Origin of the sequence: Ekhidna sp. (assembly GCF_965212185.1) — a bacterium.
GTDB lineage: Bacteria > Bacteroidota > Bacteroidia > Cytophagales > Cyclobacteriaceae > Ekhidna.
This window is the reverse complement of the sequence record NZ_OZ243102.1, coordinates 1,773,592-1,788,893: the sequence shown is the minus strand read 5'-3', so window position 1 is coordinate 1,788,893 and position 15,302 is coordinate 1,773,592. Positions and strand designations below refer to the sequence as shown.

The following is a 15,302-nucleotide window of genomic DNA, read 5'->3' as shown; positions in this document are numbered from 1 at the left end:
GATCAAAGCTTCATCAATGCCTCAAAAAATCCCATATTCTCTCCCCTGCTTTTCACCACGAGAATCGGGATATCTGAGTCAAGTTGTAGTACTTTCTCCACGATAGAGCCTATGAGCAAAGCGGAGCTTTTGGTACGTCCGCGAGAACCGATAAGAATCAAATCCATACCGGACTCATGTGCATGATTATTGATGAGATGTGCTTTTGGCTGGTCATCTGCTAAAATATATTCACACGGATATGTTTCCTCTACTTTATTTTCCCACAAAAACTGCTTCATATCATTCATCGCATGTCCTTTCATAATTTCTGCAAACTCTTTGTGTGACTTTCCGGTCTTGTAAAAACCTATGGGAACATTATACAAGTGCGCAAAATGAATGGCTACACCGGCCTCCTGAAGTTTTCTGGCCAAATGAAGGGAGAGCACCGAATGCTTGGAAAAATCAACAGGAACCAGCACTCGTTTCATGGAGGGATTAAATGTCTCTGTTACAAATAAGATGGACGCTGGGCTTTTTCGTACAATCTGATTTGATAGAATACCTGATCCTTTTAAGCTTTTCTTCCGACCTAAAACGATCAGATCAGCATTTTTAATCTTTGACAATCGAAGAAAAGTTTCAATGGATGGTCCTTCCTGGACAATGACATCATAGGCAATGTCTTTTCCCTCAAAAAGAGGTGCTACTTTGCTATCAATACCATGAGCGATGTTTTCATCCATGGGTGCCAACAAATCCGGATACTTATCCGTGAGCTCCGCCGGTAGTTCAAGTTTCTCGGCGATATGAACAAATATGACCCGTTGAAGCGGGAGCACATTCATCAGTATATCCATGTACGCAATGACCTTATCATCCATTTCCGTAAGGTCAAGACCTATCATCGCTACTTCATAATTCACTTTTTTTTCTTTCTCCATACTGATTATCCTAAAAGTCCTCTGATTAAAAATAAGGAAGCAAATGCAATTATGGCATACAATTCAGGAAATACTGCCATAATCAGTGCTCTGCCAAAGATATCATTTCCTGACCCTATACTGTCAATGCTGCTGGCACATACCCTCCCCTGGTACATTCCGGAAAAAAGTCCGGCTAACCCCAGCGCCAGTCCACCCCCAAGTACACCTGCACCTTGTAGAAGGGTCATTTCTGCACTTATAAGATCCTGGAGAATGAAGAACCCTGCGAAACCGTACAGTCCCTGTGTTCCGGGCAGAGCACTTAATACAATAAAGGATCCAAAAGAATCCGGGCGTTTTTTCAGTGCACCCACCGATGACATGGCAGCTACAGCAGTGCCGATAGCGCTACCACATCCGGACAAGCCTACCAAAAGACCGATTCCAATAAATGCTAAAGTAAGTGGAGTTGCGTCCATAGTAATTAATTGTTTAATGAATGATTTGATTTTTTAAATGGCTGATATGGCATTCCTTTTCCATGAAAATCAGCGTTTCCGTAAAATTCCACAAAAGTCAATCGTAGCGGATGAACAAAAGAGCCTAAGGCTGCAATGCCAAAATTGAGGGTATGTCCAAACAAAAGAAATAGAACGCCAATGATTAGACTAAAGATCCCTCCTTCCATGATCTGCATACCAATTTGATTAACCACTAAGCCTAATACGGATGAAGCCAGACCCAATGCGAAAAGACGTACGTAGGAAAGCACATCCCCAAGAATACCGGTAAAGATGAAAAATAAAGGCATAAATGCTCCTCCAATGCGCTTTGGAATGGAAACGTCTAATTGATGGAAGAACGTCACTAGCAATACACCCACTATCAATAGGTATTTTCGAGTTTCTCCCAAAACACTCAATTGGGATACCTCTTGCATGTCGACCAAAAAGATCCAGATTAAGCCGGTTACGATTAAGAGTTTACCAAAAGGTTTAATGGCTTGCATGACCCCCTCGTAGTAGATTTTATTATATATGGAAACGATTATGCCTGTCAGTATCTGAATGACGCCAATCATCAATGCGACATTGAAGGCGTTGAAAATGACCGTGGAGTCATCCGGAATGATGACCCATGACGCCAACTGTCGTATCCATGCGACTGGATGATCAGGCAAAAGCATAATGCCAAAAAGACTTCCGGACTTGATAAGGCCCATCCCCATAGTCACAAACCCAAGGATGAATCCTAAAACTGCTGACCTTCTACTATCCTTTAAAAAACTAAAGTACCCCATTCCCATAGCTAGTGTTAATACAAATCCATACCCGGCATCACCCAGGCAGTAAGCGAAAAGAATCGGATAAAACACCGCTAAAAATGGAGTTAAATCTGTTTCATAGTAATTCGGGAGCTCAAATACTTTTGTGATGGGTTCAAATAATTTAGGGTAACGACGATTTTTTAGCAGTACAGGTACCTGATCATTAGGCTCAGGATCTTTGATTTCCCAGGCCAATTGTTCCCTTTCGAGAAATTGCTTTACGTCGGATTCTTTTGCAATCGGAAACCAGCCAGTAATAGAGATTAGTTTGCCTTCAAAATGCTCTGAAAAGCCCGCTCCTACTTCGGTCAAACGAATGACATCCTGAACATGAATGAAGTACTCATTTAATGCACCAAGGTAAGGTTGATATGAGGCAAGGGTACGTTCCAGGGAAACGAGTTCATCATTATACCGATGAATTTCATTCTTTAGCGCTACTGGGGGTAGCTCCGGAAGACGGAAAGATTCAAGGTTCGGATCATCGATGGACTCATCCCTGGTAATGATCACCAAGTAAAGAAAAGCACCTACCTGATTGATGACCTGCACATGCGCACCAGACGATTCCAATGTTGGGTACTTCTTCTTGTGAATGCGTCCAAGCAAAATGTGATAACCTCCTTCGATGAGTGGCACAAACTTTTGATAATCATAATTACCCCAAGGCTCAAGTCGAACAGCCTTCTTCTGAAGCTTCTCGATTTTACGCTTCGTATCATCTATTCTTTCCTCGATCTTTTCCAGGGATTTCATGACCTGTTCCAATGATTGATTCCCAACAGTCGGTGCGTCTGAAACAGTAGCATCGCGGGCTTGCGTGGATGAGGACAGTAGGTTAATGAATCGCTTGGTTAGGTTTTGGGTATGTAACAGCGACTCCATCTTCTCTGGTATCTCAATAGGCTTTGCATCGATATGCAGGAGCCCAAAGTCTTGCATTGATTGAAGCAACGAATCCCGCCTTCCTTCATGCGTCAAGAGCAATAACTTTTTGAACCTTGTCTTCATACCTCCTGCACTTTACGATTCTTAATGATTTTCTGACCTGCCTTTGAAATATTCTCTTTGTCTTCTAAAAACCGCTTGATTTTAATGGTCGCCTGCTCCATTTCTGGTATTTGTACTTTTTCGTACAGGTTGACTTTCTGCGTGGTTTTTTTACGTGCATCGTCCAATAACTTTAATTGTTTTTCCAGAATATCAATGGTAAAGTCCAGCTTTGTGGCTTCTTTTAGAAATGCCACACCGGCAGGAACCCATGCCGGATAATTCCACCAACTAAAATCGGCGATTCTGAACCGTATATCTTGAATTTTTGGAACCTTGACTCCCACGATGGTCTCTTTGGCAACATCCACTTGTTCAATAAAGAAGACCTTGGGCATCTCGATCCAGAACCCGGCATGCTTTACCACTTCCAGCAACAGTTTCTCACGTTCTTCAATGGCTTTTTCATGCAATTTTTGGCGCTTCTTTACTTCAAGTCTCAAGGCCGTTTCCTTATTTTTAAGAATAGGGAGTGCCTTCTGCCGTATGGCCAGTTGCTTCTTTAGCGACTGAATAGTGGTCTTGTTATATTGAAACTTGAGCGCCATAATTTTAGGTGACTGCTTTTTCTTTCTTCCAATACTGGTTCAAAAATTCATCCTTTATCCCTACCTCATACGCTTCGAAATGAGTTTGAAGAAGATCCCATCCGGTATCCAGCATTTCATCAATGGGAATATTGATATCTACCGCCAGCAACTGCAGTGCATAATCCTTTGCAAATGCCAGGCACCTGATATCGTAATCATTCAGATCGAATCCGTTTTCCTTTTTCGTTCGTGCATCCATCGCATCTGCGTACAATCGGATGAGCGCATTCATCACTTGTGGATGGTCTTCCCTTGTCTTCTTACCGATTACATTCTGTTTGAGTCGTGATAAGCTTCGGAATGGGTCGACGATGACCTTCCCGATTTCCGTGTCGTGTTTAAGGTACAATTGCCCCTCCGTGATGTAGCCTGTGTTATCCGGAATAGCATGCGTAATATCACCGTCATTTAGTGTGGTCACAGCGATCATGGTGATGGAACCACCATGCTCAAACTGGACGGCTTTTTCATAGATACTTGCCAGGTCACTGTAAAGAGATCCAGGCATACTGTCTTTTGATGGTATTTGGTCCATCTTGTTAGCAACTGTTGCTAAGGCATCTGCGTAAAGGGTCATGTCTGTGAGCAGCAAGAGGACTTTCTCCTGCTTATCATTGGCAAAATACTCTGCCGCAGTACAGGCCATGTCAGGAATCAATAGTCGCTCCAGCGATGGATCCTCTGATGTGTTAATGAAACAAACAATCTTGTCCAATACGCCAGCAGACTCAAACGTGTTTTTGAAAAACAGGTAGTCATCATTGGACAAGCCCATGCCCCCCAGAATGATCTTGTCAGCTTCTGCACGCAAGGCTACATCTGCCATCACTTGATTGTAGGGCTGATCAGGATCAGCAAAAAATGGGATCTTCTGGCCGGTAACCAGGGTATTATTTAAATCGATACCAGCTATACCTGTCGCTAACAATACATCGGGTTTAGCACGGCTGACCGGGTTGACGGTTGCACCTTTGATGATGCGCTCCTCCCCTTTGATCGGTGAGCCGTTATCAATGGGCTGACCTAGAGCGTTCAGAAAACGGCCTGCCAGCAAGTCACTCACCGGAAGGGTGGGTGGTTTTCCAGTGAACACAACGTGGGAATGAGTAGATAACCCTTCTGTGCCTCCAAATACCTGTAATGTCACCTGATCATTTACCACACTAATGGCTTGCGAAGGACGATCGTTGACCCATGCCAACTCACCGAACCTCACTTCATTCGCTTTCACCACGCAAGTTGCTTTGGTGATGCGCTCGATGCGCGTGTAGGTCTTATGAAACGCTTTCGCCTTCATGATCTTTCGTCTTTTCTTTCAGGGATTGATGGATTTGATTTTCATACGAACGAAATGCCCTTGTCTCGAATTCAGAGAAATTCATTTGCGTGACCAGGTTGATGATGTTTTTAAACACATCTCTTACCTCTTCGAAACTTTCAAACTCAAACGATAGATCACAGATTCGAAGAATGAAATTGAGCATGTATCGCTGACGTTCCATTTCTGTGCGCATATCAATCGGGTCAAAAGAGTTCTGTTGGATGATACCAAAATCGATCAGTTCGCTTTTCCAAAAACTGACATGGTAGTCAATGGGTACTGCATCATCTCCCAGAATGTTGATTTGATCTCTAGCTTCCAACCCGATTCGGAGGATGTCTTTTACTCGCTTAATCGTTTCTACCCACCCTTCTTGTATGTTCTTGTCGCTATATTGCTTAAACTCCTGATAATCCATATACTTTGAATAAGAGGCCAGCGGATCGATCGCCGGGTACCTCTTGGAGTCAGCCCGCTTTTGCGATAAGGCATAAAAGCACCTGGCCACCTTACTGGTCGATTCGGTCACCGGTTCTTTAAAATTTCCACCCGCAGGGGAAATGGTACCTATGAAAGTAACCGACCCAAAGTCTCCACTTTGCAATCGTACCATTCCGGATCTACTGTAGAAGTTGGCAATGGTAGCAGGCAGTTCCACAGGAAAGGCATCCTGTCCCGGAAGCTCTTCCATTCGATTGGACATTTCACGTAAGGCCTGTGCCCATCGTGAGGTAGAGTCCGCAAGTAAGAGCACCTTCAATCCCATACAGCGATAGTACTCTGCCAGTGTCATCCCTACATAGACAGAAGCTTCACGTGCGGCTACTGGCATATTGGAGGTGTTGCAGATAATCGTCGTTTTTGCATCGAGCTTATGGCTGGTCATCGGATCTGTCAGATTAGGGAATTCAGAGAATATCTCAACTACTTCATTGGCTCGTTCGCCACAAGCCACAATGATCAAAATATCCGCCTCACTGTTTTTTGCAATGGCTTGCTGTAAAACCGTTTTTCCTGTCCCAAAAGGACCCGGAATATAGCCCGTTCCACCTTCCAACATCGGGTTAAGTGTATCGATGACTCTCAGTCCTGTCTGAAACAGTTTCCCGGGTCTCAATTTTTCCTCAAAACCCTTCAGGGGAATTTTAACCGGCCATTTCTGAACCATGGTGATTTCATGAGTCTTCCCTTCATCATCCGTTACTTTCGCAATGACATCCCCTATGTGATAATCTCCTTCTTTTGCTATCCAGCTCACCTTGAATGATCCTTTCCATGAAAGCGGAACCATCACCTTGTGATCGATATTCTTTTCTTTGACATTCCCCAACCAGGTGCCGGCTTTTACAATAGCTGATTCGCTTACTAACGGTTTAAATGCAAACAAATGATCATCATCGAGTGGCGCTGTACTGTCCCCAATTTCAATGAACGTACCTGACATCTTTTCAAGGTCACTTTGTAGTCCGTCGTATTTTTTGGATAAAATCCCAGGGCCAAGCTCTACTTCCAGCATGTTGCTCGTAAACTGTACCTCTGCTCCTATCTGGATGGCCGCACCCGTTTCAAAAAGTTGAGCGGACGCAATATTCTCCTGTATCCGAATCACTTCGGCTTTAAGCCATACACCAGCATCCACCAGACAAATTTCATTTTGTGTTGCAGCTCCATCTACTTCAATAAGCAATAAATTGGCAATGATGCCTTTTACTTTACCCTTGGTCATATTAGCGGCATTTTTGGTGAGGATTCTTTTATTTTCAAATCGTGGATGAGCATTTCAAATTTTTCTTTTGCGCCTACTCCTCTTGAAACAAACCCTTTCCATCGATGCATCCGGATGATTTTTATAAGATTCGCAAATACCTGATCAGATGAAAAGGGCTCCTGCCAACAGGATGCAAACTCCCAATAAAAAGTATTCACTTTTGCTTCTATCGTTTCTAAATCATTCGATTCAATAAGCGGCAACATTTGATTGGCAACATCTTCGAAATCAGTTACACCATGCAGTGTTCGGGAATGGGGAAAAGCTTTTTCAGTTGCTTCGTTTTGTTTTTTTAAAAACCCATAAGATCGCGCATTCAAATCTGCGATGATTCCTTTCAGCCGTATGCGCCAATCATAATAGGTGCTTAGAAACGGTATGTTTAATTTTATGACATGCTCATGGAAGTAATCGTCCAGGTTTTGCTCCATCTCTCGGAGAGACAGAGAGGCAAATGATCCGGAAAAGTCGTTCAGGTAGTTAATCATATAATCAGGAAGAAAAGCATAATTATGCCTATAATTCTCCAGGATTTCCGGTGCGATGGCATAAGGTCGTTTAAAGCGTGCTATTTCAAAATCATGGTATTCGCGAAACAATACGTAAAGCAAGTTTTGATTATCTCCTGATGCTAATAACGCCTGATACACGGGTCTATCTTCCTCATCTAAATTACGCCCGATCAATGCTATGAGCTCATCAAGATATTCCTGAGTTAAACTTCGATCTTCGATCCGTATTTCTGGCAAGGATGATATGAGGTAGAAATACTTCATGCATCCGAATCAAAAATGATCGTATTTATAGATTTAGAGAGGTGTGGTTCAAACAAAGCTTTGAAGGCCTGGTCAGTAAAAGAAAGGATATATCCCTTTTCCTTATGCTGAATTATGAAGCCATCTTTGTCCTGTGGGTTTACGGAAATGGTAAGCCCTGGCAGCATACGATGGATTCGGTGTTCCAGGTCATTTTTCTCTTTCATCAACTGTTCAGAGATGACCAATTCCACCTCCCTTCCTTCTTTCCATTGTTCAAGTGTCGATAAAATAAGCTGTCTAACGAACGCTTGATCAGTCATCGAAGATTGAATGGGTTCATCCAGCAGTTTGGCACTTATCAATCTCTCAATTTGCTGCTTTAAGTCCTGAACGACTTGTCTGGCTTTCTGGTGAATCTGACTATCTACTACCGCACGATATTTTTCAGCTTCTTTTTTTGCACGAGAGATAATAGCTTTTGCTTCCACCTGTGCCTGCCCAATGAGTTCTTCACTTTTTGCACGCGCATCACTCAGAAGTTTTTTTGCTTCTTTCTCAGACTTGGAGATACCTTCTTTGAAAAGCTGCTCAGCTAATGCGTCCAGATTATTCAGCTCTGCCATCCTTGTCGCTTATTTAAGAACCAGTACCGGAACCGGACTATGGAAGGCCATTTCCTGGGTTAAACTTTCATGGAAAATACGTTCAATAAAATTGTAACTTTTAGGAATGACCACAACCATGTTCAGGTCATTTGATCTTGCATATTTAATAAGTCCCCATTCCACATTTCCAGACGTTACAAAATGAGAGGTATGAGCGATGTTTCCGAGAGATTTTTTCAGTGAATCACGGTTGTTATTCTCCCGAACGGTCATCGTCTTTTCATCTCTATTTAAAGTGATCAGATCTAATTCGAATTTTAATGTTTCAGCCAACTTTGTTAAGAGATCCAGTTTCTTGAGTGAAGTTTCTTCACTGTAATCACAGGCTAAACCTACTTTATTAACAGGCATTAGTGTCGCATCCTTTGGAACCACCATGACCGGAATATTGACACTCTTGATGATCTTGGCTGTTTTAGTGCCAAAAAGTTCACCTATCCCAACCGCGCCTTTGGTACTCATGACAATAAGCCCAATTGATTCATGCTCTACATAATAGATTACTGAATCTAGCACATCTCCGAGCACCTTTTTAAAAGTGTGTTTCTGATTACTTAATTGCGGAATCTCTTTGGTGAGACTATTAAAATGCTTCTCAACATTTTTCTCGTTTTGATCCAACTTCCCTCCTTGATCGAAACCTTCAGCATGCGGACGGCTGTACGCATGAAGTATAATTAACTCATAATTCAACTTTTGATTTAAACTGACGATCTCCTTCAGCACGTGAATGGACTGTTCAGTAAAATCGGTTGGAAAAAGTATTTTCATTTTTTTTGATCTTTATTAATGATTGATTTATTCTAACAAGAAATGAAATCAGCACTGATTCAATGTGATGTCATCTACTTTTTCAAAGCTCATCTACAAAAAGCCTTATGATTATGATGAATAGAAGGATTCAACCTGATTTTAGTCATTAGTAAGTTGAACGGTGATCAGATTGTGGTTGATACTAAATGGATTTTAGCTTAGAAAACCGCACACCTTTGCCCTTCTCCTTACCACACTCCTTCATCCCTCACTACGGTATGATAATTCCTCTTTCATGATGATTGGCAAATCGAAGATTAACGAAGGGATGCATACCTTGTGTATGAATAAAGAGTGCCTGCCTGCAGGCTAAGGCAGGCTCGTTACTACTAAGAAATGATGTGTTTACTTTGATTGATGTGAGGCTAAGACTGGCCGTCCGCCCCTAAAATATTAATCCTCCCGATAACTATGTAGACAAGAAACCAATCTTTATTATCCGCATGAAGTGATAACTCATAGTTTCGCTGCTGTAGCTATTTTAGACTTTTTAGTTGCTTTTCATAATCTTTTCGCTGTTCATCATTATTGTTTGCTTTGGCTAGCTTGATGGCCTGTTTGTAATGAACTCTGGCCTTAGATGTATTACTGACCAAAGCATAAGCATTCCCAAGACCTGCATGCATGACAGTCAGATACTCTGGATCGGGGTATTGTTTGATTCCATTGTTGAAATACTCAATGGCGTTTGCTGCATCATTGTTTTTCAGATAGTATTGACCAAACCGATTTTGCCAGTAGGCTGACGCATACCTTGGAGTAGATAGCACATCTTTAAATTTGGTCATGAAGAGCTGAAAAGATGAAAAATCATCTTGCTTCCAGGCCAGCCAAATCAAGCTGTTTTTAGTCGATGCATCAATTTCCGGCTCCATCCCAAACCGCTCACTTCGTGCTTTAAAGTATGCCTGTAGCCCGGGTAATCCACCCTCATCATAAAACTCCTTTGTACCGCTAAATACTTTAGAACTATAATTATGATAATAGAACCTAAGTCCCTGATAGAGTGAAGTATATGCAAGGGACTCATGTGTTTCCTCATTAAATAATTCATAGGTCCATTCCAGGTTTTTTACCGATTGAGCAGTTAGTGTCTCTTCCAGTTCACCCGAAGATTCAATCGTGTAAATGTCCTTTTTTGAATTGGCTATGTAGAGGTAAAGTCGCTTTCCTTCATACCTATTGAATTGTTCCAGCATTTCCTGAGTAACATAACCGCCATTCGATAGGATAAATCCTGTAAATACTGGATCTTTCTTGAAAAGAAACTCACTTACCATGAATGAAGGATTTTCCCAACCAAAGACAACACGCTCAAAAGTTGTCCTGTAAGTCTGATCAACATAAGCGGTAAGTTCTTCCTGTATATACGTACTCAAGGCATCCCAATGATTAAAATGTAGACTATCATGATAACTCCTTGATTTGAAGTCTAACCCAACAACAATCATTTCCGAAAGCAAACCATCTCCGCGTAATGTCTCCTGAATGGCTACTCCGTTTAAGAAAAACCACTGCCCGTCTAAAATGTACAATACTGGATACTTCCTGTTTCCTTCATGGTATGACTGTGGTAAGTAAACCTGAATATTTTCCTGACTTTTTAAGGATTGGGATGGAACACTCACAGCATAGTCAATGTCAGGTTGTGCATGAAGCATGTAAGCGCCGCATAAAAATAAAATAGCACTAATTAGTTTGAACATAGGGATTTTGAACATAAGGATTTTGAAGACTAAACCCTTAATACGGCTAACAAGAATTACTGTTTACTTTTTTATCATAGCCCTTTCTAATCGCTCAGTCCCCCTCTCACCCAAGCTGTATTATCAGGGCGCCTAGTTGACGCGAATGATAACGCAGGATTCAAAGTTCAGACTAACATCCCGTATTTTTCCTTAGGATCTTCTTTTCCGACCAGGCTAACCTGAGTCTAGATTCAGTAAACAAAAAATTGTTTCGTAAACTCCACCCACCAATCAGCCTTACCTAATGGGATAATGGCAAAAGACAACAGGTTGACAATGCCTGCAGCGATTAAGGCTATATGAGCTTTTTTTAGCTTTATCATGACAATAATTATTGCCAATAATATGGGAGGAGTAGTGATCATGGCCAGGTTGGCAAAATGAGTTACTTGATTCAGCATGAACATCGGAATCAAGGCCATCCGTGCGAAGGCAGGCATTAGCGACCAGAAAACAGTAGAAATCATCCAAATTGCATGATCGTCAATTTGCTTTGACTTGATCATCGCGATAATCACACTTGCACCAAATCCAATAATAGCAACTAGATCAAACAAAGAGACTCCATACAAGAAAAAAGGTGGAGCAATGGATGAAATCTGTCCACTTGCCTGTTGTGCCACAGCCCCAGATATATTGCCTGGGATCATCGCTAAGCCAGAGGCAACCACCATACCCGCCAGAAAAATCCCTAGCAGTCCATACTTTTTATGCTTTGAAATTGACTTTTTCGAAATGAGGTAAGGCTGATAAATCACAAATGCATACCATATCAAGGCAGATAAACCATGAATGTGATGTCCAAACTTAGCACTGGTGAATTTTGAAAAATAGGAAGGAAAGAATCCTATTAAAGCGATGGCTAGAGGAATCAATAGCCACTTATGTGCGTTTTTATACTTCTCCATATTGGGTGTTAATCTTTCTAATATAGCAGAAATAATGTGAGTGTTTTTAGTTGATACAAGTAAGTAATCAATAAAACAACACTTAACGAGTCAATTCCTCTTAGCCAGTGCCAAAATGAGAAAAAGCAGTGAAAAGCATTCCAGGCCTACCCTTCCCCAGTGCCACTGACTCCAGGTAATCAATTCGCTTTTTAACTCAGTCGGAGAAAGTGCAGATTGGTAAAACAACTCATTGGTGCCATTAAAGTAGATATAAAAGCAGGCAACAAATAGCACGGCCAATACTGCAGATGTGACAGCAAGTCGAAAACCAGGGGCTTTGGAACGGGCCAAATAAACAGTCAAGCCAATAGGAATCACCGCAGCTGTAATGGTCAGAATGGTATAAAATCGACCGATTGTGGGTCCGAACGATTGATAGTAGCTATAAAAGTCCGCCTCTGACAGTGATTGCCAGTACGGAACCAAAAGAACGGCTTCAGTAAGCTGGCTGCCTAAAAAAATGGAAAACATGGCTACCAAAAAGTACTTGAACTGTTTCTTCATAAACGTGGAAATATGTTGGGTAAATCGACTGTGAATTTAACTCAAAGTATTTCAGTGATGCTTTTCAGTCAAGCTATCGTATTATTCCGAGACACATTTGCAGCACGCTCTTCCCAATACTAGGGTTCCTGAGACCTGAGCTTCTCAATAATTTGCGCATCCACCCAATAGATATCTATATTATCACCATCATCAATGACTCTATTGAATAGGATGTACTTTCCATCAGGAGCTACACTCGCAAAGAAGTCGTCCTTGGCTGAATTGACTTTATCACCCATATTGATAGCTGGACTCCATGAACCATCCTTTTGTTTGAAACTGATATAAAGATCAGAATCACCGAAACCTCCTTCCCGCTCACTATCCCAAATGAGGTAACTTTCATCTGGTGCAATGAACGGGTGAGCAGTTTTTTTACCTGAGTTAACTACAGTGCTCATTTTGACAGGTTCTTGACGAATACCATTTTTTACTATTGAAATACGGATTGCATCATTGTTTTTATAATCATCAAATACATAGGTGCCATTTGCTGAGGCTGATAACCGCATAATACCCCAGTCCTCTCTGTCAAACATGGGTCCAAGGCTCTTACGCTCCGACCAGCTATCTCCTATTCGTTCTTTGTATCCTTTCGCCATGTGCATGCGTGAGCCATCGGGTGAAAAGGTGATTTCGCCACGACGGGGAAATTCCATATATTTTATCCAGACATTATTTTCTTGCCTGAAACCAACAACAGTAGGATGGAAATTGTCAGGATTATAGCTTGTGTATTCGCCACGATCAATGGTGAAATAAAACTCCTTCATGCCAGGTGCAAAGACCCCTTCCAGCTCCCAACCTTCTCTGGAGATAATCCCCGGCGCAAAGGGTTCTGCCACCATGCCTGGAGGCTTTTGCCCCATATAAGGACCTTCTAAGATCGGGAAGGTGAAATTTTCGTCCGTGTTTTCTTGAGCAAAGAGGCTATGAAGCGACATTGTCAATATCAGTATGAAGCATTTTGTTGTTTTCATGTTCTTTTCTTTGGTCATCCCATGCGCAAAAAGTAACATTGGATGAAAGGTCGTTTCATTCGCTCTTTTGCAATTCGGTGAGGTGATGCCTCGCACCATTGTTTTGAGGATTCAGCTGAAGTGATTTAGTGTAGTTTGCAATGGCCAGATCAGTCTTTCCGGCTTTCATACAGGCTTCTGCATAACTATCATATACCTTGTAGCTATCGGGGTAGAGCGCCATATTCACTTTGAACGTGTTTAGTGATAATGTCATCCGATCGGAATGGTAAAAGTCAAAACCAATATCATTTATATAGTATTCAGAAGCCATCGGATGAGTAGGATCAAGCTCCTTCAAATTCTTAAAGGCGATGAGCGCGTTTTCAAAATCGCCTTCAAGAAGAAATTCCACCGGACTTTTTTCATCACTAGCTACCTTAATTAATGCTGAAATCAGTGCCCCATCGTTTCGGTTCAGATACTGTAAATTGATTCCTCCATTTTCAGCATCCGGTTTAAACTGAATTAATCGACTGGAATTTCTTCGAACGAAAAGGCTGTCTGACACTTTAACAAGCTCCACTCCTTCTTCACTAAGGATGTTTTTATAAAACAACTGATTGTCCTTTTGATAGACTTCCACAATCACCTCGTCGGATTGGTACCTCCCGGTAATTTCATCTGCATACGACTGTTCAATTTCCATCTTTTGGTGTACCGGAACATAATTACTCCAATCATACGCCAGGGCTACAGCGCGCATCACTTCAGCATTAAATGCCGGAAAAGTGGAGTTTGTAAGCACCACCACCCCATAACCTTTGTCTCTATGGGCCGCTATCTCAGCATAAAACCCTCTATTCCATCCATGATGCCTGAAGTATATTTCACCGTTTCTATTCAAAAGATGAAAGCCCAACCCGAGCGTAAATGACCATCCGGAATCATTCACTCCATAGGGCTTACCCATGGATGCTGTCAGATCTTTTGATTGCTGTATGTGGGTTATAAATTTTGCATAGTCCCCGGCAGTGGTCCATAATCCATTTGAAGCCATGGCAGGATAGATATGTCTTCCGCCTTTTACCATAGAGCCATCTTGCAAATAACCTGTGGCTACCTTCTCCAATTGCTCTGCCGTAAGCGTTTGATTAAACGCGCTGCTGTTCATTTTTAAAGGTCGCAAAACGTGTTCTTGCATAATTTCCGGGAATGTTTTTCCCGCTACATCCTGCATCATTTGCTGAATGGGTACATAGCTGGCGTATGCAAAACGAACACTTTCGCCAGGCGCTTTATTTACAGTAATGGGCTCGTTTGAAGCAGGAGGAGTTCCGTTCAGTATCTCTACAAGGGTTGGTGTTTTAGCATCAGTGGTATATGACCCTGTTCCCCGAGGATGTATTCCAGCAGAGTGATTTAAAAGATTTCGTATGGTGACTTTCTCTTTTTTGGTAAATTCAATTTCCGGGACTTTCCAGGACGTTAAGTAACGGTTAATGTTCTCATCTAGGTCTAAATCATTTGCTTCTGCAAGCCTTAATGCGCCGTAGGCGGTTACCGGCATGCTGGTTGCTGCTGCCTGAAAAAGTGTTTGGGTCGTTACCGGAGTTCGACTTTCCTTATCCATCACACCGTAGGCTTTTGTCCACGCGACTTCATAGTTATCTATCACTGCGATACTCACGCCTGGAATTCCGTAGTGCTCCATGCGTTCTTCTATGGACCATGTGGAGTCACCTGCTATATGAACCCAAGTTGTGAGACCTGTTTCCACATTTTTTATTCGTTCTGCTGTAGTATCCTCATTCGATTTTTCTGTACAGGATTGGAAAAGAATGAGGAAGAAGAATATCGATATACTGTTTTTCATAAGTTATTCTTTGATTAGTAAAA

General features: G+C 41.9%; 14 protein-coding genes. All 14 read right to left on the bottom strand.

Features of this window, described 5'->3' with window-relative positions; genetic code table 11:
* Positions 1–2: 2 nt before the first annotated feature.
* The gene (locus ACOMC3_RS07810) at positions 3–926 is read right to left on the bottom strand and encodes a universal stress protein (protein WP_420318977.1); all 924 of its coding nucleotides are present in this window, start codon (positions 924–926) and stop codon (positions 3–5) included.
* 5 nt (positions 927–931) lie between these two features.
* On the bottom strand, positions 932–1,387 hold the full coding sequence (locus ACOMC3_RS07805) for an ATPase (RefSeq protein WP_420318976.1): 456 nt from the start codon (positions 1,385–1,387) through the stop codon (positions 932–934).
* A 5-nt stretch (positions 1,388–1,392) separates the two neighbouring features.
* On the bottom strand, positions 1,393–3,246 hold the full coding sequence (locus ACOMC3_RS07800; RefSeq protein WP_420318975.1) for a V-type ATP synthase subunit I: 1,854 nt from the start codon (positions 3,244–3,246) through the stop codon (positions 1,393–1,395).
* Positions 3,243–3,833, bottom strand: a complete 591-nt coding sequence (locus ACOMC3_RS07795; RefSeq protein WP_420318974.1) for a V-type ATP synthase subunit D — start codon at positions 3,831–3,833, stop codon at positions 3,243–3,245. Before ACOMC3_RS07795 ends, ACOMC3_RS07800 begins: the two co-directional genes overlap by 4 nt.
* A 4-nt stretch (positions 3,834–3,837) precedes the next feature.
* On the bottom strand, positions 3,838–5,109 hold the full coding sequence (locus ACOMC3_RS07790) for a V-type ATP synthase subunit B (RefSeq protein ID WP_420318973.1): 1,272 nt from the start codon (positions 5,107–5,109) through the stop codon (positions 3,838–3,840).
* A 40-nt stretch (positions 5,110–5,149) separates the two neighbouring features.
* Positions 5,150–6,922, bottom strand: coding sequence for a V-type ATP synthase subunit A (locus ACOMC3_RS07785; RefSeq protein ID WP_420318972.1), 1,773 nt, complete (start codon positions 6,920–6,922; stop codon positions 5,150–5,152).
* Complete coding sequence (locus ACOMC3_RS07780; RefSeq protein ID WP_420318971.1) at positions 6,919–7,740, bottom strand: DUF2764 family protein; 822 nt, start codon at positions 7,738–7,740, stop codon at positions 6,919–6,921. Before ACOMC3_RS07780 ends, ACOMC3_RS07785 begins: the two co-directional genes overlap by 4 nt.
* Entirely contained in the window at positions 7,737–8,345 is a 609-nt protein-coding gene (locus ACOMC3_RS07775; protein ID WP_420318970.1) for a hypothetical protein, read from the bottom strand. The genes ACOMC3_RS07780 and ACOMC3_RS07775 overlap by 4 nt, the downstream gene beginning before the upstream one ends.
* 9 nt (positions 8,346–8,354) lie before the next feature.
* Positions 8,355–9,158: a universal stress protein gene (locus ACOMC3_RS07770; RefSeq protein WP_420318969.1), complete on the bottom strand. Its 804-nt coding sequence runs from the start codon at positions 9,156–9,158 to the stop codon at positions 8,355–8,357.
* 518 nt (positions 9,159–9,676) lie between these two features.
* On the bottom strand, positions 9,677–10,906 hold the full coding sequence (locus ACOMC3_RS07765) for an alpha/beta hydrolase-fold protein (RefSeq protein ID WP_420318968.1): 1,230 nt from the start codon (positions 10,904–10,906) through the stop codon (positions 9,677–9,679).
* Positions 10,907–11,139: 233 nt separating this feature from the next.
* Positions 11,140–11,856 (bottom strand): hypothetical protein, encoded by a 717-nt coding sequence (locus ACOMC3_RS07760; protein ID WP_420318967.1) that lies wholly within the window; start codon positions 11,854–11,856, stop codon positions 11,140–11,142.
* A 90-nt stretch (positions 11,857–11,946) separates the two neighbouring features.
* On the bottom strand, positions 11,947–12,402 hold the full coding sequence (locus ACOMC3_RS07755; RefSeq protein WP_420318966.1) for a hypothetical protein: 456 nt from the start codon (positions 12,400–12,402) through the stop codon (positions 11,947–11,949).
* 119 nt (positions 12,403–12,521) lie between these two features.
* Positions 12,522–13,424 (bottom strand): hypothetical protein, encoded by a 903-nt coding sequence (locus ACOMC3_RS07750; protein WP_420318965.1) that lies wholly within the window; start codon positions 13,422–13,424, stop codon positions 12,522–12,524.
* A gap of 55 nt (positions 13,425–13,479) precedes the next feature.
* Positions 13,480–15,279, bottom strand: a complete 1,800-nt coding sequence (locus ACOMC3_RS07745; RefSeq protein WP_420318964.1) for a serine hydrolase — start codon at positions 15,277–15,279, stop codon at positions 13,480–13,482.
* Positions 15,280–15,302 lie beyond the last annotated feature (23 nt).

Bases quoted from the DNA above. Each gene is read 5' to 3' on its own strand.
- ACOMC3_RS07760 (WP_420318967.1), bottom strand. From the start codon at position 11,856: ATGGAGAAGTATAAAAACGCACATAAGTGGCTATTGATTCCTCTAGCC.
- ACOMC3_RS07765 (WP_420318968.1), bottom strand. From the start codon at position 10,906: ATGTTCAAACTAATTAGTGCTATTTTATTTTTATGCGGCGCTTACATG.
- ACOMC3_RS07810 (WP_420318977.1), bottom strand. From the start codon at position 926: ATGGAGAAAGAAAAAAAAGTGAATTATGAAGTAGCGATGATAGGTCTT.
- ACOMC3_RS07800 (WP_420318975.1), bottom strand. From the start codon at position 3,246: ATGAAGACAAGGTTCAAAAAGTTATTGCTCTTGACGCATGAAGGAAGG.
- ACOMC3_RS07770 (WP_420318969.1), bottom strand. From the start codon at position 9,158: ATGAAAATACTTTTTCCAACCGATTTTACTGAACAGTCCATTCACGTG.
- ACOMC3_RS07795 (WP_420318974.1), bottom strand. From the start codon at position 3,833: ATGGCGCTCAAGTTTCAATATAACAAGACCACTATTCAGTCGCTAAAG.
- ACOMC3_RS07805 (WP_420318976.1), bottom strand. From the start codon at position 1,387: ATGGACGCAACTCCACTTACTTTAGCATTTATTGGAATCGGTCTTTTG.
- ACOMC3_RS07785 (WP_420318972.1), bottom strand. From the start codon at position 6,922: ATGACCAAGGGTAAAGTAAAAGGCATCATTGCCAATTTATTGCTTATT.
- ACOMC3_RS07745 (WP_420318964.1), bottom strand. From the start codon at position 15,279: ATGAAAAACAGTATATCGATATTCTTCTTCCTCATTCTTTTCCAATCC.
- ACOMC3_RS07750 (WP_420318965.1), bottom strand. From the start codon at position 13,424: ATGAAAACAACAAAATGCTTCATACTGATATTGACAATGTCGCTTCAT.
- ACOMC3_RS07755 (WP_420318966.1), bottom strand. From the start codon at position 12,402: ATGAAGAAACAGTTCAAGTACTTTTTGGTAGCCATGTTTTCCATTTTT.
- ACOMC3_RS07780 (WP_420318971.1), bottom strand. From the start codon at position 7,740: ATGAAGTATTTCTACCTCATATCATCCTTGCCAGAAATACGGATCGAA.
- ACOMC3_RS07775 (WP_420318970.1), bottom strand. From the start codon at position 8,345: ATGGCAGAGCTGAATAATCTGGACGCATTAGCTGAGCAGCTTTTCAAA.